This is a genomic window from Nonomuraea sp. JJY05, assembly GCF_043496855.1.
Taxonomy (GTDB): Bacteria; Actinomycetota; Actinomycetes; order Streptosporangiales; family Streptosporangiaceae; genus Nonomuraea.
On the sequence record NZ_JBIEIS010000015.1, the window covers coordinates 201,707 to 224,208 of the forward strand.

At 70.9% G+C, this 22,502-nt stretch carries 15 protein-coding genes; 14 read left to right on the forward strand and 1 reads right to left on the reverse strand.

From position 1 onward, the window contains the following. The first annotated feature begins 151 nt into the window (after positions 1-151). From ACFKCF_RS25210 to ACFKCF_RS25260, 11 genes are all read left to right on the forward strand, one after another. Positions 152-3,226 carry an alpha-mannosidase gene (locus tag ACFKCF_RS25210; protein ID WP_394497226.1) on the forward strand — a complete coding sequence of 1,025 codons (3,075 nt, stop codon included), beginning with the start codon at positions 152-154 and terminating at the stop codon, positions 3,224-3,226. After that, entirely contained in the window at positions 3,223-4,500 is a 1,278-nt protein-coding gene (locus tag ACFKCF_RS25215; protein WP_394497228.1) for an extracellular solute-binding protein, read from the forward strand. The genes ACFKCF_RS25210 and ACFKCF_RS25215 overlap by 4 nt, the downstream gene beginning before the upstream one ends. Beyond that, the gene (locus ACFKCF_RS25220; protein ID WP_394497229.1) at positions 4,497-5,414 is read left to right on the forward strand and encodes a carbohydrate ABC transporter permease; all 918 of its coding nucleotides are present in this window, start codon (positions 4,497-4,499) and stop codon (positions 5,412-5,414) included. The genes ACFKCF_RS25215 and ACFKCF_RS25220 overlap by 4 nt, the downstream gene beginning before the upstream one ends. After that, complete coding sequence (locus tag ACFKCF_RS25225; RefSeq protein ID WP_394497231.1) at positions 5,414-6,259, forward strand: carbohydrate ABC transporter permease; 846 nt, start codon at positions 5,414-5,416, stop codon at positions 6,257-6,259. The genes ACFKCF_RS25220 and ACFKCF_RS25225 overlap by 1 nt, the downstream gene beginning before the upstream one ends. Before the next feature lies 1 nt (position 6,260). Beyond that, positions 6,261-7,562 carry a glycosyl hydrolase gene (locus ACFKCF_RS25230; protein WP_394497233.1) on the forward strand — a complete coding sequence of 434 codons (1,302 nt, stop codon included), beginning with the start codon at positions 6,261-6,263 and terminating at the stop codon, positions 7,560-7,562. Then, positions 7,549-9,786, forward strand: coding sequence for a glycoside hydrolase family 3 N-terminal domain-containing protein (locus tag ACFKCF_RS25235; protein WP_394497235.1), 2,238 nt, complete (start codon positions 7,549-7,551; stop codon positions 9,784-9,786). The genes ACFKCF_RS25230 and ACFKCF_RS25235 overlap by 14 nt, the downstream gene beginning before the upstream one ends. Next, positions 9,786-12,455 (forward strand): hypothetical protein, encoded by a 2,670-nt coding sequence (locus ACFKCF_RS25240; protein ID WP_394497237.1) that lies wholly within the window; start codon positions 9,786-9,788, stop codon positions 12,453-12,455. The genes ACFKCF_RS25235 and ACFKCF_RS25240 overlap by 1 nt, the downstream gene beginning before the upstream one ends. 306 nt (positions 12,456-12,761) lie before the next feature. Further along, positions 12,762-14,018, forward strand: coding sequence for an MFS transporter (locus ACFKCF_RS25245; RefSeq protein WP_394497239.1), 1,257 nt, complete (start codon positions 12,762-12,764; stop codon positions 14,016-14,018). Between the two features lie 277 nt (positions 14,019-14,295). Next, positions 14,296-15,048 carry a maleylpyruvate isomerase family mycothiol-dependent enzyme gene (locus tag ACFKCF_RS25250; RefSeq protein ID WP_394497241.1) on the forward strand — a complete coding sequence of 251 codons (753 nt, stop codon included), beginning with the start codon at positions 14,296-14,298 and terminating at the stop codon, positions 15,046-15,048. A gap of 10 nt (positions 15,049-15,058) precedes the next feature. Next, on the forward strand, positions 15,059-15,850 hold the full coding sequence (locus ACFKCF_RS25255) for a phosphotransferase family protein (protein ID WP_394497243.1): 792 nt from the start codon (positions 15,059-15,061) through the stop codon (positions 15,848-15,850). Beyond that, the gene (locus ACFKCF_RS25260; protein ID WP_394497244.1) at positions 15,786-16,217 is read left to right on the forward strand and encodes a transposase; all 432 of its coding nucleotides are present in this window, start codon (positions 15,786-15,788) and stop codon (positions 16,215-16,217) included. Before ACFKCF_RS25255 ends, ACFKCF_RS25260 begins: the two co-directional genes overlap by 65 nt. A 61-nt stretch (positions 16,218-16,278) precedes the next feature. On the opposite strand, the gene ACFKCF_RS25265 is transcribed toward ACFKCF_RS25260, so the two are convergent. Beyond that, positions 16,279-17,487 (reverse strand): hypothetical protein, encoded by a 1,209-nt coding sequence (locus tag ACFKCF_RS25265; protein WP_394497246.1) that lies wholly within the window; start codon positions 17,485-17,487, stop codon positions 16,279-16,281. Between the two features lie 298 nt (positions 17,488-17,785). On the opposite strand from ACFKCF_RS25265, the gene ACFKCF_RS25270 reads away from it, so the two are divergent. The 3 genes from ACFKCF_RS25270 to ACFKCF_RS25280 all read left to right on the forward strand — a co-directional run bounded on the left by ACFKCF_RS25270 (position 17,786) and on the right by ACFKCF_RS25280 (position 22,463). Continuing rightward, positions 17,786-19,090, forward strand: a complete 1,305-nt coding sequence (locus tag ACFKCF_RS25270) for a vanadium-dependent haloperoxidase (RefSeq protein ID WP_394497247.1) — start codon at positions 17,786-17,788, stop codon at positions 19,088-19,090. Between the two features lie 363 nt (positions 19,091-19,453). Beyond that, positions 19,454-20,722, forward strand: a complete 1,269-nt coding sequence (locus tag ACFKCF_RS25275; protein WP_394497248.1) for a S1 family peptidase — start codon at positions 19,454-19,456, stop codon at positions 20,720-20,722. Between the two features lie 40 nt (positions 20,723-20,762). Beyond that, complete coding sequence (locus ACFKCF_RS25280) at positions 20,763-22,463, forward strand: AAA family ATPase (RefSeq protein WP_394497250.1); 1,701 nt, start codon at positions 20,763-20,765, stop codon at positions 22,461-22,463. Positions 22,464-22,502 lie beyond the last annotated feature (39 nt).

Below are 22,502 nucleotides of genomic sequence, written 5' to 3' on the forward strand. Positions count from 1 at the left end.
TCCATGGCGGACAACCGTCGTTATGCAAACTTGATGTTCCCCCCGGGTGACCGCAGGACCTAAAACGTATTAGTCTGCGGTCGTTTGCTGATCATAACCTACTAAAACGTATTAGGCCCATTGCGATACCTCCGCTACGGAGAGGTACGACATGCACAACCATCTCAGCCGCACGCTGGAGAGGCTCGCCCGCGTGCGGCGGGAACGGATCCAGCCCCGGCTGCACACCCGCCTGGGAGGTGTCGAGGTCGAAGCCTGGACGGTCCCGGACGACGGCGAGCCCGTGCGCGCCCGCCATGCCCTCGGGCTCGAAGCCGAAGCCGGCCGGGCCGCCCCCGCCTACCGCCCCTTCCCCCTGGGCGCCGCCTGGGGCGAGGCCTGGTCCACGACCTGGTTCCGGATCCGGGGCACGGTCGACCCGGGGCAGGCCGGCCCGATCGACCTGGTGCTGGACCTGGGCTGGTTCGACCACTCCGTGGGCGGTCACTGCGAGGGGCTGGTCTTCACCCCGGACGGGACGATCGTCAAGGGCCTGCACCCTCGCCAGTACGACATCCGGTTACGCGGCCACGGCAGCGACCTGGTCGACGCCGACGGCTCGTTCGTGCTCTACGTCGAGGCGGCGGCCAATCCGCTGCTGCTCGGCCTGCCGCCGTTCGTCGTCACCGAGCACGGCGAGAAGGGCGCGGAGGAGCCGTTCGAGCAGTTCAGGCTGCGCCGCGCGGAGATCGCCGCGTTCTCGCCCGAGATCCACGCCCTGTGCTGCGACCTGGACGTGGCCGGCGGCCTGGCCGCCGAGCTGAGCGCGGACGAGCCGCGTCACTGGCGGCTGCTGCGCGCGATCGAGGAGGCCCTGGACGTCTACGACGAGGCGGACGCCGAGGCCGGCGCCGTTCGGGCGCGGGCGGTCCTCGCTCCCGTCCTGGCCACGCCCGCGCACGCCAGCGCCCACCGGATCACCGCCGTCGGGCACGCGCACATGGACACGGCGTGGCTGTGGCCGCTGCGCGAGACGGTCCGCAAGCTCGCCCGTACGGTCTCCAACGCGCTCGCCCTCCTCGACGCCGACCCCGGCCTGGTGTACACGATGTCGGCGGCCCAGCACTTCAGCTGGCTCGAAGAGCACTATCCGGAGCTGTTCGCGCGGGTGCGGCACCATGTCGAGCAGGGCCGGTTCGTGCCCGTCGGCGGCATGTGGGTGGAGGCGGACGGCGTCATCCCCACCGGCGAGTCGATGGTGCGCCAGCTGACCTACGGCAAGAGATACTTCCTCAGCCGCTTCGGCCGCGAACCCCGTGAGATGTGGCTGCCCGACTCCTTCGGCTACTCGGGCGCCCTGCCGCAGCTGGCCCGCCGGGCCGGGTCGCGCTGGTTCCTGACCCAGAAGATCTCCTGGAACGACACCACGGTCTTCCCGCACCACTCCTTCTGGTGGGAGGGCATCGACGGCACCCGCATCTTCACCCACTTCCCGCCCGCGGAGACGTACGCCGCCGAGGTGACCGCCCGCGAGCTCCATCACGCGGTCGCCACGTTCAAGGACAAGGCGATCGCCTCCCATTCGCTGCTCCCGTACGGCTACGGCGACGGAGGCGGCGGCCCCACGCGGGAGATGGCCGAGCGGCTGCGCCGCTTCGCCGACCTGGAGGGGGCGCCACGGGTGATCTCCAGGACCCCGGTGGAGTTCTTCGAGGAGGCCGAGTCCGAGCTGCGGGAGGCCGGCGCGCTGGAGCCGGTCTACCGGGGCGAGCTCTACCTGGAGCTGCATCGGGGCACCCTGACCTCGCAGGCGGCCATGAAGCGGCACAACCGGCGCTGCGAGTCGCTGCTGCGGGCGGCCGAATATCTCAGCACGGCGGCCAGCGCGCTGCGCGGTGCGCCGTATCCGCGTGAAGAGCTCGACGAGATCTGGCGCACCGTGCTGCTGCACCAGTTCCACGACATCCTGCCGGGCACGTCGATCAGCTGGGTGCACCGCGAGGCCCGCGACACCTACCGGGCGATCGAGGAGCGGCTGCACGACCTGATCAAGCAGGCCGGCGCGGCGCTGGGCGGCGAGCGGGCCGAGGGCGGGCTGCCCCCGTTCACCGCGCCGGCGCGGCCGGGTGCGGCCGCCGTCGAGGTCGCCGACGGCGAGGCCGGCGCCACCGTGCTGGACGACGGCCTGCTGCGGGTGGTGGTGGACGGCGGCGGCCACGTCGTCTCGCTCCTCGACCTGCGCAGCGGCCGGGAGGCCGTCCCGCCCGGCCGGCGCCTCAACGAGCTGCAGCTCTTCCGCGACGAGCCGGTGCGCTGGGACGCCTGGGACGTGGACCGCCACGTGCTGCGCCACCCCCGGACGCTCGACGACGTCACCGGCCGCAGGGTGATCCGCAGCGGGTCCGACGCCGGCGTGGAGGTGGTCCGGCGGACCGGCGCGTCCACGATCACGCTGACCATGTGGCTGCGGGCCGGCACCGGGCGGTTCGAGACCGAGTGCGCCGTGGACTGGCAGGAGCGCGAGCGCCTGCTCAAGGTCGCCGTCCCGGTGCGGGTCCTGGCGCGGACCGCGCGCTTCGAGACCCAGTACGGCTACGTCGAGCGCCCGCTGCCGGCCAACACCGCGACCGAGGAGGCGATGTTCGAGGCCGCGATGCACCGCTACGTGCACGTGGACGACGGCGACTTCGGCCTCGCGATCGTCAACGACACGATGTACGGGGCCGACGCCCGCGCCGACGGCGACTCCACCGTCGTCCGGCTCTCGCTGCTGCGGGGCGCGCGCTTCCCCGACCCCCGCGCCGACCTCGGCACGCACACCTTCCGCTGGGCGGTGCTGCCCGGCGCGGACGTGCCGGCCGCGGTCGAGGCCGCGTACGCGTTCAACGCGCCCGACCTCGCCGGGCCGCCCGCACCGCTGGTCCAGCTGGAGCTCCTGACCGGCCATGCGCTCGTCGACTGGGTGAAACAGGCCGACGACGGCTCCGGCGACCTGGTCGTACGCGTGTACGAGACGCGGGGAGCACGGGCGAGCGCACGGCTGAGCTGCCACGAGGAACTCGCCGCCGGGGCCGTCGTGTGGGAGGCCGACCTGCTCGAACGGGAGCTCGGCGGCGACGACGACCTGCCCCTGGCCCTGGCCGAAGGACGCCGCCCCGTGCACGAGGCCCTTCTGGATCTCGGCCCCTTCCAGGTGGCGACCCTGCGGATCGCCACTCATGCATCACTCAAGGAGGACGTCCAATGAGAACAAGGACTTGCGTCGCGGCCCTCGCCCTGGGATCGCTGCTGCTGTCCGGGTGCGGTGACGGCGCGACGCCGCAGGCCTCGGGCGGGGCGCTGTCGGGGTCGATCAAGTTCCAGACGTGGAACCTGAAGAACGAGAAGTTCACGCCCTACTTCACCGAGCTGATCGCGGCCTTCGAGAAGGAGCACCCGGGCACCAAGATCGCCTGGGTGGACCAGCCCGCCGAGGGCTACCAGGACAAGCTGTCGGCCGACGCCGCGGCGGGGGCGCTGCCCGACGTCGTGGACATGGGCCCCGAGGCCGCCTACACGCTGGCCCAGGCGGGGGTCCTGCTCGACCTCGACAAGGCCGACCCCCAGGCGAAGGGCCAGTACCTGGACAAGGCCTGGCAGGCGATGACGTTCGGCGGGCTCGGCGGCGGGACCTACGGCTACCCGTGGTACCTGAACACGGGGCCGGCCTTCTTCAACACCGCGCTGTTCAAGAAGTGCGGCCTCGACCCGGCCAAGCTGCCCGCCACCTACGACGAGCTGTTCGACCAGGCCGAGACCATGGCCAAGAACTGCTCCGACGTGTCGATGATCGCCCGGATGCCCGCCATCGAGATGTTCGGCGAGTACGGCGTGCCCCTCATGGACGCCACCGGCAAGAAGTTCACCTACAACGACGCCAAGGGCGCGGAGTTCGTCGAGCGCTTCCGGAAGCTGTTCGCCAGCAAGGGCCTGACCCAGGAGGCGCTGAACAACCTCCAGACCAAGGAGGTCGAGGAGTTCAAGGCCGGGCGGCTGGCGTACCTGTCGGGCAGCTCCTACACGCTCAACGACCTGAAGGACACCGCGCCCGAGATCTACAAGACGCTCGGGATCGGGCCGCGGATCAGCAACGCCGCCCCCAACATGTACATCGAGTCGCTCGTCGTGAACGCCGCCGGCAAGAACCAGCCGCTGGCCACGGCCTTCGCCAAGTACGTCACCAACGCCGCCAACCAGCTCGCCTTCGCCAAGAAGGCCTCGGTGTTCCCCTCGTCGGCCGGGTCGATGGACGACGAGTACTTCACCAAGGACGACGGCGACCCCGCCACGAAGGTGCGCCTGGAGAGCGCCGCCCAGGTCAAGAAGGCGGTCGTGTGGTGGCCTCCGGCGTTCTCCGGCTCGGCCGACGCCGACACGCTGCGCGAGCAGATCGCCCAGGCGCTGCTGGGCAAGAAGACGGTGCAGCAGGCCCTGGACGAGTCGGTCAAGTACTCCAACGAGCGGCTGGCCTCGCACGGATGACCCGCTCCGCCACGCACGACGAGGGCAGCGCGCCGGCGACCCATCGCTGGCGCCTGACCCCGTGGCTGTTCCTGCTGCCGGCGCTGGCCGTCATCGTGGTCCTGGTCCTCGTGCCGTTCCTGAACACGCTGCGGCTGGCGTTCACGGACTCCACCCTGCTCAGGACCGGCGAGTTCACCGGGTGGGACAACTTCCGGCGGATGTTCGCCGACGAGCGCTTCGGCACCGCGCTGCTGAACTCCACGCTCTACACGGTGTGCGTGGTGCCGCTCATGGTGGCGCTGCCGCTCGTGCTCGCCTCGCTGCTGAGCGGCGCCGGGCGGCTGATGGGGTTCTTCCGCACCACGATGTACCTGCCGGTGATCATGTCGCCGGTCATCGTCGGGCTGATCTGGACGAACATGCTCGACAAGCGCGGCCTGGTGAACGAGCTGCTCGGCACGCTCAAGGCGGTCACCGCGCCGGTCCCCTTCCTGACCGACCGGTGGCTGCTGCTGTTCAGCGCGATGTTCGTCACCGTGTGGATGGGCCTGGGCTACTACATGGTCATCTACCTGGCCGCGCTGGCGAACATCGATCAGAGCCTGTACGACGCGGCGGCGATGGACGGCGCGGGCCCGGTGCGCAGCTTCCTCAACGTCACCGTCCCGGGCGTGCGCTCCACGATGGGGCTCATCGGCGTGCTGTCCTCGGTGGCGGCCTTCCGGGTGTTCGGCGAGATCTGCGTGCTCACGGACGGAACCGGCGGCGTGGGCGGCGGCGATCTCACGATGACCATGCTCATCCAGCGCGAGGGCACCGGCCTGCAGGCCCGCACCGGATACGCGGGCGCGATCAGCCTGGTCATGTTCGTCATCCTCGGCGGGCTGCTGGTCGCGCAGCTCGTCCTGCAACGCAAGCAGAGGTCCGCCTGATGTCCCGTCCGTCCGCGCGACGCCGCATCGCGCCAGGTATGGTCGTGCGCTACCTGATCCTCCTGCTGATGGCCGTGCTGCTGGCCGGCCCGCTGCTGTGGCAGGTCTCGCTGTCGCTCAAGGGCGCCGGCGACGCCCTCTACACGCGCCCGCCCGAGCTGCTCCCCGGCCATCCCACGCTGGGGAACTTCGCGACGGTGCTCGACCGTGTCCCGGTGCCGCACTACCTGCTCAACTCCCTGATCGTGGCCGCCATGGCCGTCACCGGCAACGTGGTGGGCGCCACCTGCGCCGGGTACGCGCTGGGCAAGCTGCGCTTCCGCGGCCGCGGGGTGGCGGCCGGCATCTGCGTCGCGGCCCTGCTCGTCCCGGCCGAAACCGTGCTGATCTCCCAGTTCCTGCTGGTCAGGTCGGCCGGGCTGGCCAACACCCTGCTGGGCGTCGTCCTGCCGACGATCGTGGCCGCCCTGAACGTCCTGCTCATGCGCAACGCGTTCCGCAACCTGCCGGCCGAGTTCGAGGAGGCGGCCATCGTCGACGGCGCCAACGCCTGGCAGCGGTTCATCCGCGTCTCCGTCCCCCAGGTCAAGGGCGTCATCACGGTCGTCGCGATCTTCGCTTTCGTCGGCTCGTGGAACGACTTCCTGTGGCCGCTCATCGTGCTGTCCGACGAGGACAACTACACCCTCACCGTCGGGCTGAACCGCCTGCGCGGCACCTTCTACGACGATCCGCGCCTCATCGCGGCCGGCACGATCATCGCCCTGGTTCCCATCGTCACGTTCTTCGCCATCTTGCAGCGCTACTTCTTCCGCGGGCTCGAAGCGGGAGGCTTGAAAGGTTGAAATGCTGAGATTCGGGGTCAACTACACGCCTTCCCAGGACTGGTTCTACTCCTGGCTGGATCCGGACCGGGCTGCCACCCGGCGGGACCTGCAGGCCCTGGCCGGGCTGGGCCTGGATCACGTACGCGTGATGCCGCTGTGGCCCGTCCTGCAGCCGAACCGGACGCTGATCCGCCGCCGCGCCCTCGACGACGTCCGCCGAGTCGTGGAGATCGCCGGCGAAGCCGGCCTCGACGCGAGCGTCGACGTCCTGCAGGGGCACCTGTCCGGCTTCGACTTCGTGCCGAGCTGGCTGACGGACTGGCACCGGCGCAGCATGTTCACCGACCCCGACGCGATCGCCGCGCAGGCCGAGCTGGTGGAGGCGCTCGACGGGCACCTGTACGACCTGCCCAACTTCCTCGGCCTGACCCTGGGCAACGAGGTCAACCAGTTCACCTCCGCGCTGCACCCGAGCCCGATGCCGGCCACCCCCCAGCAGGTGACGGCCTGGCTGCGGGCGCTGCACGGCGAAGGCCCGCGCGACCGCCGCCACTTCCGGCTCAACGCCGAGTACGACGCCGTCTGGTACGCCGACGACCACCCCTTCACCCCCGCGCACTCCTCCCGGCACGGCCAGATGAGCGTGATCCACTCGTGGATCTTCAACGGCACCGCTCAGGGTTATGGGGCGATGTCGCACGAAAGCGTCACCCACGCCGCGTACCTGATCGAGCTGTCGCGCGCCTTCGCCCTCGACCCGGCGCGGCCGGTGTGGCTGCAGGAGGTCGGCGCGCCCCTCAACCACCTCACCGAGGACCAGGCGCCGGGCTTCTGCGAGGGGACCGTGCGGGCGGCGGCCGACAGCGACGCCCTGTGGGGCGTCACGTGGTGGTGCTCGCACGACGTGGAGCGCCGGCTGGCCGACTTCCCCGACCTGGAACACAGCCTCGGCCTGATCGGGGCGGACGGCGCGGTCAAGCCGATCGGCCGGCGCTTCGCCGAACTGGCCGCCGAGCTGCGGCACCGGCCGCGTCCCTCCCCGCGGACCGAGGCCGTCGTGATCCCCGTCGCCGCCGACGACGTCCCCGTGTCCCGGGCGGAGCTCTCCCCCGGCGGCGGCGTCTTCGAGACCTGGATGGGCCGGGCCCGCGCCGGGGCCCGTCCCGCGCTGGTGACCTCCGCGACCGCGGGCGACCCGGCCGCGCTGCGCGCACGTGGCATCGAACGGCTCGTCCACGCCGAGCCGACGGGCCGAACCTTCTACAGCTCGGTCGCCGACGACGAGGTCCTCGACCGGATGGCCGCCCATGCCGACCGCTGAGCCGGTCGAGCGGCTGCTCGCCAAACTGTCGCTGCGCGAGAAGGTCGGCCAGCTCAACCAGCGCCTCTACGGCTGGCAGGCCGTGGAGCGGGACCCTCGGGGCGGATTCCGGCTCACCGGCCTGGCCCGCGCCGAGCTCGACCGGTGGGGCGGGCTCGGCGCGCTGTACGGGGTCTTCCGCGCCGACGCCTGGTCGGGCCGCACCTGGGCCGACGGGATCCGGCCGGAGGAACGCGCCGAGGTCGCCGCCCTCGTCCAGGACGAGGTGGCGCGGGCCGGCGACCACCGGATCGGAGTGCTGCTGTCGGAGGAGGCCCCGCACGGGCACCAGGCGCTCGGCGGGAGGCTGCTGCCCACCAACCTCGCGGTGGCCGCCGGGTGGGATCCGGACCTGCTGACCGAGGCCGCGGCCGCCGTCGCCGCCGAGCTCGCCGCGAGCGGCGTGCACCTGGCCCTGGTGTCCGCGCTCGACCTGCTGCGGGACCCGCGCTGGGGCCGGGCGGAGGAGTGCTTCGGTGAGGATCCGCTGCTGGCCGCCGAGCTCACCAGGGCGCTGGTGATCGGCATGCAGGGCGCCGATCGCGGCGCGGTGGGCCGGGGCGGGGTCGCGATCGTGCTCAAGCACCTGGCCGCCCAGGGCGAGGCGGTCGGCGGGCGCAACGGCCAGTCCGCCGTCATCGGCCGCCGCGACCTGCGCGAGCTGCATCTCCCGGCGGCCCGGGCCGCGGTGGAGGCCGGGGCGCTGGGGTTCATGGCGGCCTACAACGACATCGACGGCGTGCCGTGCTGCGCCAACCGCGACCTCCTGACGGGCTTCCTGCGGGACGAGTGCGGGTTCGACGGCATCGTCATGGCCGACGGGCTGGCCGTGGACCGGCTGACCGCGATGACGGGCGACCCTGCGGGCGCCGCCGTGGCCGCGCTGGAGGCCGGGGTGGACCTGTCGCTCTGGGACGAGTCCTTCGCCCTGCTGGAGGCGGCGGCCATGGCGGACCCGCGGGTGGCCGGGCTGGTCGACGCCGCCTGCCGCCGGGTGCTCACCCTCAAGCACCGCGCCGGCCTGCTCGGGGACACCGGGGGTGAGGTCGCCCCAGGTCCCCACCGCGAGGCGCTCACTCTGGCCGGGCGGACCACCGACGGCCTGTCCCGGCGCCTGGCCCGGCAGTCCCTGGTCCTCCTCCACAACACCGTCCTGCCTCTCGAACCGCGGTCGCTGACCAAGGTCGTCCTCGCCGGTCCGAACGCCCGCGACATCACCGCCCTGCTGGGCGACTACGTGCCGCCCCTGCCGCCGGGATCGGCCCCCGGCCTGGACCTCGCCCTGCGGCAGGCCCTGCCGGAGGCCGAGGTGGTGTGCCCATCGGGCATTCCCACGGCGGCCGACCTGAGCGGCGCCGACCTCGTGATCCTGGCGCTGGGCGGGACGAGCCACCGCACGTACGCCGAGGAGTTCGCCGCCAACGGGGCGATCGCCGGCCAGGCGGCCACGGCGACCGCCGGGGAAGGCGTCGACCTGGCCGGCCTCGCCCTGCCCGGCGATCAGGACGACCTGGTCGCCGCCGTCCGCGCGCGGGCCGGCTGCCCGGTGGTGGCCGTCGTCATCGCCGGCCGGCCGCATGTGCTCACCGGTGTCCTGGCGCACGCCGACGCGCTGCTGTGGGCCGGCTACCCCGGCCCGCACGGCAGCCACGCGATCGTCGACGCGCTGCTCGGCGGCTACGAGCCGGTCGGCCGCCTGCCGTTCACCGCGCCGAGCCATCCGGGCGCCGTGCCGGTCCGCCACAACGACCGGCACCCCGCCGGGGGCGTCTACCAGGACGCGCCCGAGCCGGTGCTCTTCCCCTTCGGCCACGGCCTGCGTTACCGGCCGGTGCGCTTCGACCGCCTCGCCGCCGAGGCCCGCGCCGGCACGGTCCGGGTGAGCGTCGAGGTCGCCAACCCCGGCGACGCCCCGGCCGAGGTCGTCGTGCCGCTGTTCGGGCGCCGCACCGGAGGCCGGGTGCTGCCGCGCCTGCGCGAGCTGCTCGCCTTCCGCCGGGTCACCGTCCCGGCGGGCGCCCGTACCGCCGTCGTCTGGGACCTGCCCGCCGCGCGCTGCTTCGCCGAGGACGCGGCGGACCGGGCCCGTACCGACCTGTACGTCGCGGACCTGCACGAATCCATCCGCCCGGCCGTCCACTCCCCCGGACCGGCCGACCCCCTTCCCGACAGTGAGGAGTCGTGATGGCCCGATCACATCGCACCCGCGGAAAGGCGGTGACACGCGCCGGCACCGCCGTGCTGGCCGCGATGCTCGCCGTCGCGCTGACCGCCACCGGCGCCGCGGCCAGCGACACGCTGCCCTGGACGGGCGAGAGCGCGGTCGGCGCGAACCAGCCCTACCAGCACGGCTACTCCGTCACCGACCTGCTGCGCTGGAACCCCGCCGACGACGCCGGCGCCGAGTTGCTGCGCGCCAAGGTGCCGCTCCAGCAGCGCAACGCCGCCAACGCCGCCACGCAGCGCAACCCGGCGCTGCCCGCCGGCACCCAGCTGCTGACCCTGGCCGGCGACTACGGCAACGCCTTCTTCGAGAGCCACCCCTACACCAACGAGTTCAGCCAGTACCTCTTCAACTACTGGCAGTACGCCGACTTCTACGGCTCCTGGCACGGCATGCCCACCCAGGGAGTCCCGGTGAACTACTACGACCCGGCCGCCGACTGGCGGGAGAAGTGGTTCGAGTTCGGGATGCTCAACCTGCCCAACCCCGGATACACCAACGCCGCCCACGCCAACGGGGTGCGCTCGCTGGGCTGCATCTTCTTCTCCGACAACGACCGCGGCGACCAGGCCTACTCAGAGCTGCTGGTCCGCGACGCCGCCGGCGGCTTCCCCGTGGCCGCCAAGCTCATCCAGGTCGCCAAGTTCTACGGCTTCGACGGCTACTTCATCAACCAGGAGTCGCGCGTCGCCCCGGCGGACATCCCGGCGTACAAGCAGTTCCTGAAGCAGCTGCGCGACGGCGGCGTCTACGTGCAGTGGTACGACTCCATCGACAACGCCACGGGCGCCATCTCGTACCAGAACGAGTTCAACGCGGTCAACGGCCCGTTCGTGCGCGACGCGCGGCTCGGCGACGTGTCCGACTCCATCTTCCTCAACTACTGGTGGAACCGGACCAAGCTCACCGACTCCAAGAGCTACGCCGCCGGGCTCGGGCTCGACTCCCGCAAGAGCGTCTTCGCCGGGGTCGAGGCCGGGCAGTACCAGTTCAACCAGCCGTACAACCTGGAGGACAACCTCGACGCGGCCGGCGCGCCGATGAACGCCATCGCCACGCTCGGCGCCGACTTCGTCTCCTCCGACTACGCGAACAAGACCGACGACGCCGCGCAGCGGGACGTCTTCGACCGGGAGCGCCGCTGGTGGACCGGCTCCTCGACCGGCGCCACCACTCCCGAGGGCAGCTGGAAGGGGATCTCCAAGTACGTCGCCGAGCGCTCCGTCATCGGCGGCACCACGTTCGCCACCTCCTTCAACACCGGCCACGGCCTGTCCACGTGGACCAAGGGCCGGCTGTCCAGCCCGAAGGAGTGGGGCAACATCAACCTCCAGGACCTTCCGGTGACCTGGCAGTGGTGGATCGACGCGGCCGGGACGCCGCTCGCCGCCGACTTCGACTACGGTCCCGCGTACACGCCGGCGAGCCGGTTCTCCTACCAGAAGATCGGCGCCTACAACGGCGGCAGCTCGCTCGTGCTCAGCGGCACGCTCGACAGCGACAACACCGTACGGCTCTACAAGACTGACCTGCGGCTCGCCAAGGGCTCGACCCTCGACCTGACCTACACCAAGCCCTCGGCCAGTGACGACTCCGAGCTGCGGCTCGGCCTCGTGCTCGCCTCCGAGCCCGGCAAGGTGGTCCAGCTGCCGCTGGCCGGCTCGGGTCAGCGCACCACGGGCTGGACCACGCGCTCGGTGGACCTGTCGGCGTACGCCGGTCAGCGCGTCGCCGCGCTCGGCCTGGTCGTCGCCGCCGGCGCCCGCCCGATCCAGGGCTACCAGGTCAACCTCGGCGCGCTGGCCCTGCGCGACGGCAAGGATCGCACGCCCGCGGCGCCGCAAAACCTGCGCATCACCCAGCTGCTGCCCGAGACCGGCGAGCTGTTCCTGTCCTGGAAGCGCGCCGGGTACGACAAGGTGCGCCGCTACGACATCTACCTCGACGACACCTACCTCGGCGGGATCTACGACGACGTCTACTACGTCAAGCGCTTCACGGCCACGTCGGGGACGATCAGGCTGGTGGCGGTCGGCCCGGACGGGTCCGAGAGCCCGGCCGCGACCACCTCGTTCGACCTGGGCACGGCGCCGGGCAAGGTGAAGGCGTCGGCGAAGTCGGACGGCACGCTGACCGCCTCCTGGACTCCCCCGGCGAACGGCCGGCCCGTCACGCTGAAGGTCCAGAGCCTCGACATGTCCCGCCCGTACAGCAAGGAGGTCGAGCTGCCCGGGACGAGCACGGGCACGACGCTGACCGGGGTGCCCGTCAACGGCGACGGCTACCTGCTCACCCTGCGGGCGGGCCCGGGCACGGCCACCGCCGTACGCGGGAAGTTCGCCGACACCGAGATCGCGCCCTACCCGGCGTCGGCGGTGAAGATCAGCGGGAACACGTTCACGTTCTCCCGGCCGACGCTTCCGGACTGGCACACCCTGACCGTCCTCGAGGACGGCCAGGCGAAGTCGTTCGCGACGACGTACGGGTCGGGCGCCAAGCCGTACATCATCCGCGGCCGCACCACCCGGGCCGCCGAGACGGTGACCATGTCCGGCGCCGGCAGCAAGGTGGTCGCGGTGCTGGAGGACTACGCCGGCAACAAGGCCACGACGGTGCTGCGCGGCAACTGATCGCCGGGGGCGCCGCGGGCTTCGCGGCGCCCCTCACCCGGCAGCGGCGCGGCCATGACGACCACGGTGCCGTCAGCCGGAAATCGGGGTGCTCGGCGGGCCGGGTCCCTGCGGACGAGCTGACCCGCTTCGCGGGCGTCACCCACCTCGTGGAAGAGCGTCTCAGGGGGTGAGGATCTCGGCGGCCGCGCCGGCACGGGGGCCGGAAATTGAGCGGCGTGGCCCGGATCGGGAGGGATAGTGTGGCCCGCGTGATTTTCTCCCGGCTCCCGGCGTACCGATCCTCCCAGGCAGGCCCCGTGGCCGATGCGCGCTGACGCGCGGCCGGTGAGCCGGTCGCTGTGGCGCGACCGTGACTTCCTGATCTTCTGGTGTGCCCAGACGCTGTCCGTGGCGGGTGACTCGTTCGCGCTCATCGCGGTGCCCCTCCTCATCCTCGATGTCACCGGCTCCGTCGCCCAGATGGGGCTGCTCACCGGCGTGTCGGGGGCGGCGTCGGTGGCGGCCGGGGTGTTCGCGGGGGTGCTCGCCGACCGGTTCGACCGGCGCCGGCTGCTCATCGCCTGCGACGTCATCAGGCTCGTGCTGTACGTGGCGATCCCGGTGGCCTGGATCTTCGGCCAGCATGTCTGGCTCCTGTACGCGGTGCTGCCGATGGCCGCCGCCGTCGGCATGCTCTTCCAGGTCACGTACGTGTCGGCGGTCCGCGGCCTGGCCGGCGAGAAGCTCGTCACCGAGGCCAACAGCATGCTGTACGCCACGGCCGCCGCCGCGGGCATCCTCGGCCCCACCCTGGCCGGGGTGGTGAGCGGTCACCTGGGTCCGACCGCCGCGATCGCCATCAACGCCGCCAGCTTCGGGCTGTCCGCGCTCGGCGTCCTGCTGACCCGCGCCTCCCGGTACACCGTCGAGGCCGTGGAGCCGGTGGCGCCCGCGCCCGGCCGGCGGCCGTGGCGGGAGCTGCTGGCCGGGGCGGAGTTCCTGCTCCGGCACCCGGTGCTGCGCACCCTGACCATCCTGCTGTCGTTCTTCATCTTCATGACGCTCGGGCTGACGGATATCGTCATCTACCGGCTCAAGCACGACCTCGGCCAGCCGGACTCCGTGGTGGGCGTCGTGCTGGGCGTCGGGGCGGTCGGCACGATGGCCGGTTCGGCGCTGGTGGCCCGGATGCGGCGGATGCTCGGGTTCGGACCGTTGTGGATCGGGGCGCAGATCGTGTCGGGCCTGGCCATCCTCAGCCTCGGGCTCGCCGGCTCCGTGTGGGGCGTGGCCGCCATCATGGCCCTCTACCTGGCATGCGTGAGCCTGGCCGGCATCAACTCCATGTCCCTGCGCCAGCAGGTGACACCCGCTCACCTGCTGGGCCGGGTGACGTCGGCGTTCTGGACGATCCACTTCTCGCTCGGGCCGGTGGGCGCGGCCGCCCTCGGCTGGGGCGCCGCGCACTACGGTGCGACGACGGTGTTCGTCGTCGCGGGGGCGTCCTGCCTGCTGCTGGCGCTGATCGCGCTGGCCACACCCGTACGGCAGCGCCACCCCGAGAAGACGGGGACGGCCTGACTCGCGCCCATGACGGAGGACGCCACCCGCCGGCATCGCGGAATGGCCGTGGCGCGAGGTGGATCCCGGCCACTGGTCCGATGGAACCCTATGAGGACTGGCGGCGGGCCACGTTCGGGTGGAGCGAGCCGTCGCGCAGGAAGCACGTGCACAGCCCGGAGGACGCACACGGTGCTCCTCGGCCTCGGCTTCTGACTCGGGGAGCCACACCTGCTCGATTCCTGGCGGGCCGGAAAGCGATTGCTGCGGCTGTCTGATCGCCCCTAGGGTGGCGGGCATGTCCCTGTTGAGCTACGACCGGATGCGGGCCGAGATCGCCGGGCAGACCGAGCTGCTGCGATCGCTGATCAAGAACGCGGACATGAGGACGCCCGTGCCCACCTGTCCTGGATGGTCTCTGGGGCAGTTGCTGCGGCACGTCGGCGAGGTCCATCGCTGGATGGGGACGGTCGTGGCGTCGCGGTCCGTGGAGCCGGTCTCCGACGAGCGGATCAACGATCTCGACGCGTACACGGACGAGGTGGCGGGCGAACTCGATCCCTGGCTCGGGGAGGGCGCGGAGCTGCTGGTGGAGGCGTTGCGCGGGGCCGAGGGGCCCGTGTGGACGCCGCAGGGGCCGGCCACTCCGGCGTTCTGGGCGCGGCGGGCGCTGTTCGAGACCGTGCTGCACCGGGCCGATGCCGCGCTCGCCCTGAGGGCCGGTTTCGAGGTTGACGACGAGGTCGCCGTCGAGGGGCTGGAGGAGTGGCTGGGGTTCAGCTGCGTGCCGGAGGCGTACGAGGGGCACGGGCTGCTCGGCCCGGGACGGGCGCTGAGCTTCAACGGCGAGTGGCTGGTCGACCTCGGCGGGGACGCGCCCGTCTGGAAGCGCGGGCACGGGGACGCCTCCGTGACGGTTCGCGGGCCGGTGAGTGAGCTGCTCCTGTTCGTCTACCGGCGTCCCGCGCCGAGGGTCGAGGTCACCGGGGATTCGGCGCTGCTCGAACGGTGGCTGGAGCGGTCCGGGTTCTGGCTGGAGGAGGACGGCTGAGTCCGGCCCCGTGGCGAGCAGCAGTCCCGGCCTGGACGAGCGCCTGGCCGACCTCGGGATCATCGGCCTCGAGCCGCTGGGGCGGGGCCTGGAGTTCTCCGTCTTCCGCGGCCGGCCGGACGGCGGCGGGGCTCCGGTCGCCGTCCGCGTCGGCGAACGCCGCTTCGACTCCAACGTCAACGACCCTCGGGTCGACACCCGCGCCCTGCTGCGCCAGGAGTACCGGCTCACCCGCCTGCTGAGCGATCACGGGCTGCCCGTACCCGAGCCCGTCGCCCTCGTCCTCGCCGAGACCCCGGACGAGCCGGACATCCTGATCAGCTGCTACGTGGAGGACGACGGCTCGGAGCTGGACTGCTTCCGCCTCGGCGAGCTCCTGGCGCGCCTCCACGCGCTCCCGCTCCCCGGGCCGCGACCCATCGCCGCCGAACACCTGCCGCCGCCCCGGCTCGTGGTCGGCAGGATCCTGCGCCGCTGGCGGGAGATCGCCCGTCTCAGGGACGACTGGCCGCCGCCGCCCTCCCCCGGACGGCTGCTCCCGATCGCCGCGCCGCTCGGCCGCGGCGCCCTGCTCCACCTGGACGTCCGCAGGGCCAACGTCCGCTGCCACAAGGGCGGGGTACGTGCCCTCCTCGACTGGTCGAACGCCCTGCACGCCCACCCCGCCCTGGAGTTCGGGCGCGCCGGCCGGAAGCCCGGCCCGGCTGCGGGCCACCTACAACCGGTACTCCGGCGTCATGCATATGATCGCCGCGCTGGATCCGGCCACCGGCAGGCTGTACTACCGCATCCGCCGGCGTAAGCGGTGGCGGGAGTTTCTGTCCTTTCTGAAGACCCTGCGCTCGCGATGGCCCGGCGAGAGGCCTTATGTGATCATGGACAACTACTCGCCGCACAAGCATCCCCAGGTCCGCGCCTGGGCCGCCGACAACGACGTCGAGCTGGTATTTCTACCGACCTATGGCTCGTGGTTGAACTGGATCGAGTCCGAATTCGCCGCGCTGCGTTATTACGCCCTGAACGGCACCGATCACCTCACCCATGATGAACAGAACGCGGCCATCAGCGGATACGTCCGCTGGCGCAACGCCCGTGCCCGACCGAAGACCAGCTTCGCCGCCACCTCACCCATACGAAGCTGGACCAGTTACCCGGCCAAGGTTGCGTGACGAGCCACTAGCTCCCGACATCAGCCGGCCGGATACGAGCCTGCATCCGGCTGACCACTGATCACCTGCTCGGTGAAAGCGAGCCGGTTGTCTCGATGAACGGCAACTCGCCATATCCGTCGGTGCCATATTCGCCAACGCCCCAGATGGCGGTCGTGCCTGGCACGTGAGCCAGGTCGGAAACCGACGCCGTACGGGGCAGCGTGTCCGGCAGCTCAGCAACGTTCCAGTGGCGGCGGTTCCAGTGCCCCACGAACTTCTCGTTCAGGAGCCATATTCCGCCCTGTCCGTCAGCGACCATCGCCACGTTGTCGAACCCCATCCGAATCGGGGAGGAGCATCGCACCCACGTGTGGCCGTCCCAGCGGGCCAGGATCACGGTGTATGCACCGGAAGGGCTCTCGGAGTGCAGGGCCGCCCACGTGTCCGGGCCGACCACGGCGATCTTGTCCACTTCGTAGCCCCTGGGAGGATCGGGCAGGAAGCGCCAGCGCCGACCGTCGTAATGCGCGTCACGAAAGCGCCCCGCACCCGCATCCTCGTCGACCTCGGTGCTCATACCCCGCACCCACACGTCGTCGCCCGAACCGGCGGTGATCTCCGAACTGTGCGCCGTGATATGCCATCCTGCGGGCAGGCTCACCTTCTGCCAGCGTCGACCTGCCCACCGATACAGCCGCGAGTGCCTGTCGAATCCCCACAGGTTGCCCGGGTGCACGCCCGACAGGCCGAGATTCTTCCCCCACCGCCCCTTCAGCCCTTGGCTCTTTTTCGACCAACGCCGTCCGTTCCAGTGAAAGGGACCCTCGAAGCTTCCCACCCAGATATCGTCCTTGGCGAACGCGACGACCGAGTCGAAGCCGTCGGTAACCGGCATGCGTATCTGGCTCCAACGCCGCCCGTCCCAGCGCCGGACGATGCCCAGGTGGTCGCGGCAATCCGCACCGGCCCAGTAACAGTCATAGTCGGCGGCCTGGCACGTCCCAACGGCCCAGGCATCATCGGGGCCGGTCGCGGCCACGCCGTGGAGGTGGATGAAACTGCGGCCACCCCCCGGCCCGGCGTGACAGGCCAGCTCGCCGGGGGGTATGACCCGCCAGCCAGGATGCGGCGCCATGGCGGTGAGCGACGGGTCCGGCTGTAAGGCCTCTTCGAGGTGCCCCGTCGCGGTGGATGGGGTCGATCGGACGGGAGAGGCGACGACAGCCCCCGCCACCACGACCAGGACCAGGACCAGCCGCGTCCATGCCCCCCACTGACCAAGATTCATACCACGTCACACTAGGGTGTGCCGCCTTGATAATCGGGTCGCGGAGCCAGATCCTGATCGAGGCCACGTCGGTGGTGTGTCATGGTAGACGCTCTGGCGTTTGTCGGTGCGAAGGGCCACCGCCCGGTAACCCTCCAGCTTTGTTGATACACCACTCGGCGGCTACGTCCGCTGGCGCAACGCGCGCAACCGAAAACCTGCTTCGCCGCCAGCTCAACCATCCGTAGCTGGACCAGTTACCCGGCCAAGGTTGCGTGACGGGCCACTAGACCAGCGGCAGTCGGAGTAATTTCCCATCATGGTCAAATTACGTTACGCCGAATGGGCAGGCGTCCTCCGGCACAAGGCCGTTCACTTGTCCGTCGCCGGAGTCATCGCTGGCGGGTCTCCGATCGGACTCGGCCCGTCGTTCGCGAACGCGTCGACGTCGAACACGCCTCCCAATGCCGTCATCATCTGGGACAAGAACGCCCAGACGGCGATATGGGACATTGCCGGCCAGCAGCCACAGGTCCAGGCGCGCAGCTTCGCGATGGTGCACGGAGCCGTTTACGACGCCGCGAACGCGATCGCCGGCACTCCCTATCAGCCATACCTGATCGCGCCGCCTGCCGATGGGACCGAGTCGACGGACGCTGCCGTCGCGACCGCGGGCTTCCTTGTGCTGAACGCTCTGTTCCCAGAACAGCGAGCGAGGCTGAAGACGCAGTACGACGAGGCGCTGGCCGTGATTCCCGACGGTACCGCCAAGCAACGCGGAATCACCGTGGGCACTGAGGCGGCCGCTGCGATGAACGCCGCACGGCAGAACGACGGAGCGTTCGGAGACCAGACCTGGACCGTGGGCACCCAGCCCGGTCAGTGGCGGCCGGCGCCACCCACCTTCGCCTCCGACGGGGCCTGGGTCGGTGACCTCAAACCGTTCCTCATCCGCAGCGCCTCCATGTTCCGCACGTCCGGCCCGCCATCGCTCACCAGCCACCGGTACGCCCGGGACTTCAACGAGGTCAAGTCCATCGGCTCGGCGACCAGCACGGTCAGGACGTCCGACCAGACACAAGCCGCGATCTGGTGGCACGACCGGCATCTGGCCGAATGGGAGATCAAGCGCCAGCTGGCGACGAAGCGGCAACTGAACACGCTGCAGACGGCGCGGATGTTCGCGATGGTCGACCTGGCCGAAGCCGACGCCACGATCGCCTGCTACAACGAGAAGGCAGCGTGGAACCTCTGGCGGCCGGTCACCGCGATCCGCCTGGCCGGCACCGACGGCAATCCAAGAACGGCGGCCGATCCCGACTGGACGCCATTGCTCGTTACACCACCGCACCCCGACTACACGTCCGGACATACCTGCTTCACAGCGGCGAGCATGTCGGCGCTGGCGTATTTCTTCGGTCGCGACGACATCCCCTTCAGCGGTTACAGCGCCGCCTCGGGTACCACCAGGTATTTCCGCAGTTTCTCGCAGGCTCTGGCCGAGGTCGTCGAAGCCCGCATCTGGGGCGGGATCCATACCCGAACGGCCGACGTCGAAGGCGCGAAGATCGGCAAGAAGGTCACCGCTTTCATGGTCGCGCACTACTTCAAACCGAAGGGGTAATGACCTCGGCACCCGCCTGATCGCGCGACGACGCGGCTTACGATGTCGCCGTCCGCCATGGCGCCATCGACGTCCGCCTCACCCGGCAGCCGCCCTTGCCCCCGCTGCTGCCGGTTTCTTCTCTCCGGCACTTGAGTTGCACTACCCGCAAGGCCGGGGACCGACACCGGCCGAGCTGCGACGCGTGCTGAGGCCTGGCGGGAGCCGCCCCAGCGGGTGCTCTCACGAAGATCCACCTCGCGGCCGGTTACCTATTCCAGCGGGCCGGCGTGCACGGTTTTTGAGGCTACGCTCCTGATTCGATTTGCCTGCCACGTCCCTAGATTGGTCGCCATTCGGGCTCTCGGGAACGTGGAGGAACGCGTGCGCAGAAGAACCATAGGTCTGGCCACAGCATTAGCTCTCACCGTGGTGACCACCATGCCCGCAGCGGCGCTCGCCTCGGCGGCGCCCCCGCGCGGGCCCGTGCTGCTGTCGCCGCAGTCGACCGATGTCAAGACGTTGCCCGAGCCCACGGCACTGGCTCTGGACAGGGCACGGAAGCTGGCCGAGCAGCACCCCGACGACTTCGGCGAGCCGTGGGTGGACCCGGAGACGGGCCAGGTGGTCCTCGGAACGGTGACCGGCACCGGCAACCGCCTGGCCGCCGGTCAAGGGAAGGACGTTGTCCAGCGGCCGGTCACCCGGAGCAAGGCCGTACTGGAGAAGATCAAGGATGGCGCGATCGGGGAGCCGGCGGCGGATGTCCCCGATGCGGAGGCCATCCGGATGACCCGCATCGACGCCGAGCACAACCGGGTGATCGTCACGGTGAACAAGACCACCGACGCGATGCTCCAAGCGCTGACGGCAAGGTACGGAGCCGACGCGTTCGCCGTCGAGGTCGATCCCGCCTTCAACCCCACGAAGTCCAGCCGCTCCGACGACGGACCCGACAACTGGGGTGGAGCCGCGGAGATGACGATCCGCCAGTCCCCCGACGGGAATGTGGTCGGATGCTCCTCCGGCATCCCCGTGTGGCTGCCGGGCGACAAGTCGGGGATGCTGACCGCAGGCCACTGCGCTCCCAAGGGCGGCTTCTTCTTCAACGGGAACGACACCGACTACATGGGCTGGGTCAGCGAGAACACCAGGGAGAACTGGTACGACGGGCGGGGATCCACGCTGTTACCCGGCCAGAGTGAGTTCAGAGGCGACCTCGCGCTGATCGAGATCCCCAACGGGACCAGCGGCTACTACATTTACCGCGGATCCGTCAGCAACCCCTACACCTCGATCATCGGCCAGCTCGCACCGCGCCGCACCGGGGTGGGCGACACGTACTGCAACAGCGGCTACAAGAGGGGCGAGCTTTGCGGGTGGAAGGTCTACAACTACGGCGTCAACATCAACTACAGCGGCGGTGAGACCGTCCGCAATGTCGTGGCCGGCTCCAAGACCGGCACGTGCACGGGCCACGGCGACTCGGGAGGCCCGACGTACTACGTCATGTCGAACGGCCGCGTTCAGGTGAAGGGCATCCACTCGGGCGGCAGCAATCTGGACGGCTCGGGCGACTGCAGGGAGTACTTCACCGACGTGTGGGACGCCCTCGACGCCTTCCCCGGTATCTTCCCCCGCGTGCTGCCCTGACTCTGGCCAGGGCGCGAAGAAGGCGGCACAATGATCAACTGTGCGCGGGTCGTCCTTGACGGGCAGGGTGCGGGAACGGCAGGTCGTCGACGGGCTGCTGGCCGGCATGGCGGATGGCGGGAGCGGCGCGCTGATCATCAGGGGCGGGCCGGGCATCGGCAAGACCGCGCTGCTTGAGCACGCGCGCGACACCGCGCAAGACGTACGCCTGCTGTGGGCCAACGGCGTGGAATCCGAGGCCGAACTCCCTTTCGCCGGACTGCACCAGCTCCTTCAGCCCGTCATGCACAGGCTGAAGGAGCTGCCGCGCACTCAGGCGGCCGCCCTTCGCGGCGCGATGGGGCTCGGCCCCGCCACCGGGGACCGGTTCCTCGTCGGCCTCGCGGTCCTGACGCTGCTGGCCGGCAGCGGTCCCGTGCTCTGCCTGATCGACGACGCACAATGGCTGGACAGGTCCTCCGCGGACGCGCTGATCTTCGCCTCCCGCAGGCTGACGGTCCGGGGCGTGGTGCTGCTGTTCGCCGCCAGGGACGACTGGCCCGCGCTCGCGGGGCTTGACGAGCTCCCCCTGACGGGGCTGGACCCGGCCGCCGCCGAAGCGCTGCTGCGTGAACGGGCGCCCGGGCTCACTCCGCAGTTGCGCGAACGGATCATGAGTGAGGCGCTCGGCAACCCGCTCGCGCTGATCGAGTTCGCGAAGACGGCCGGGGTCGCCGATCCGCAGGGTTTCGGCGCCCGCGGCCTGGGAGGTTCGCAAGGGTTGAGCGCCCGGCAGGGTTCAGGCGCCCCGCAGGCCCCTCTGCCAGTCACCCGGAAATTGCACGAGACGTTTCACCGCCAGGTCGACGCGTTGCCGGAGGCGGTGCAACGCCTGTTGCTCCTCGCGGCCGCCGACGACACGGGTGACCTGGAGCTGGTCCTTCGAGCCGCGGAGCTGGCCGACGGGCAGGCCGAAGCCGAGCAGGCCCTTGAATCGGCCGAGACCGCCGGCCTGATACGGATCGACGGTGGCCTGCTGGCGTTCCGGCACCCACTGGTCAGGTCGGCCGTCTACCAGGGCGCGCCCTTCACCCGCCGCTGCGCGGCGCACCGCGCGCTCGCCGACGTCCTGCTCACCTACGGCGAGAGCGCCGACCGCAGGGTCTGGCACCTGGCCCTGGCCGCCACCCGGTCCGATGACGCCATTGGGGCCGCCCTCGAAGGGGTTGCCCACCGTGCAGGCGGCCGGACCGGGTACGCCACCGCGGCCGCCGCCTACGAGCGGGCCGCCCACCTGACCGCCGATCGCCGCCAGCGCGGCCTGCGGTTCTCCTATGCGGCCGAGGCGGCGGTCCAGTCAGGTCAGCTCGGGCAGGCGCGTGACCTCGCGCGTCGCGCCGAGCCCCTCACTCACGACCCCGCCCGGCTGGCCGGTCTGGCGAGGGTGCGCGCCGCCGTGGAGTTCGAGCTGGGCTTCCCGTCGGACGCGGGAGAGGTCCTGGTGAAGAGCGCCGAATCCATCGAGCGCACCGATCCCGAGCGCGCCGCGCTGATGCTCGCCCACTCCATCCGCACCTTCTCCTTCAGCGGTGACGCCGGCCGGGCGCACGATGCCGCGGAGCGGCTGAGTCACATCGACGTGCCACCGGGCTCAGGCCTGACGCCGCTGGTCAGGGCAATGCGGGCGATGGCCGACCTGCTGGCGGGCAGAGGAGGCGTCGGAACCCCCATTCACGAGCTGATCGCGGCGGCGCACCACTAGCCGGCTCATCGGCCCGCCGAACGTCTCCTCGCGGCCTCA

Coding starts and splice junctions, on each gene's coding strand:
- ACFKCF_RS25210 (WP_394497226.1), top strand. CDS start 152: ATGCACAACCATCTCAGCCGCACGCTGGAGAGGCTCGCCCGCGTGCGG.
- ACFKCF_RS25215 (WP_394497228.1), top strand. CDS start 3,223: ATGAGAACAAGGACTTGCGTCGCGGCCCTCGCCCTGGGATCGCTGCTG.
- ACFKCF_RS25220 (WP_394497229.1), top strand. CDS start 4,497: ATGACCCGCTCCGCCACGCACGACGAGGGCAGCGCGCCGGCGACCCAT.
- ACFKCF_RS25225 (WP_394497231.1), top strand. CDS start 5,414: ATGTCCCGTCCGTCCGCGCGACGCCGCATCGCGCCAGGTATGGTCGTG.
- ACFKCF_RS25230 (WP_394497233.1), top strand. CDS start 6,261: ATGCTGAGATTCGGGGTCAACTACACGCCTTCCCAGGACTGGTTCTAC.
- ACFKCF_RS25235 (WP_394497235.1), top strand. CDS start 7,549: ATGCCGACCGCTGAGCCGGTCGAGCGGCTGCTCGCCAAACTGTCGCTG.
- ACFKCF_RS25240 (WP_394497237.1), top strand. CDS start 9,786: ATGGCCCGATCACATCGCACCCGCGGAAAGGCGGTGACACGCGCCGGC.
- ACFKCF_RS25245 (WP_394497239.1), top strand. CDS start 12,762: ATGCGCGCTGACGCGCGGCCGGTGAGCCGGTCGCTGTGGCGCGACCGT.
- ACFKCF_RS25250 (WP_394497241.1), top strand. CDS start 14,296: ATGTCCCTGTTGAGCTACGACCGGATGCGGGCCGAGATCGCCGGGCAG.
- ACFKCF_RS25260 (WP_394497244.1), top strand. CDS start 15,786: ATGCATATGATCGCCGCGCTGGATCCGGCCACCGGCAGGCTGTACTAC.
- ACFKCF_RS25265 (WP_394497246.1), bottom strand. CDS start 17,487: ATGAATCTTGGTCAGTGGGGGGCATGGACGCGGCTGGTCCTGGTCCTG.
- ACFKCF_RS25270 (WP_394497247.1), top strand. CDS start 17,786: ATGGTCAAATTACGTTACGCCGAATGGGCAGGCGTCCTCCGGCACAAG.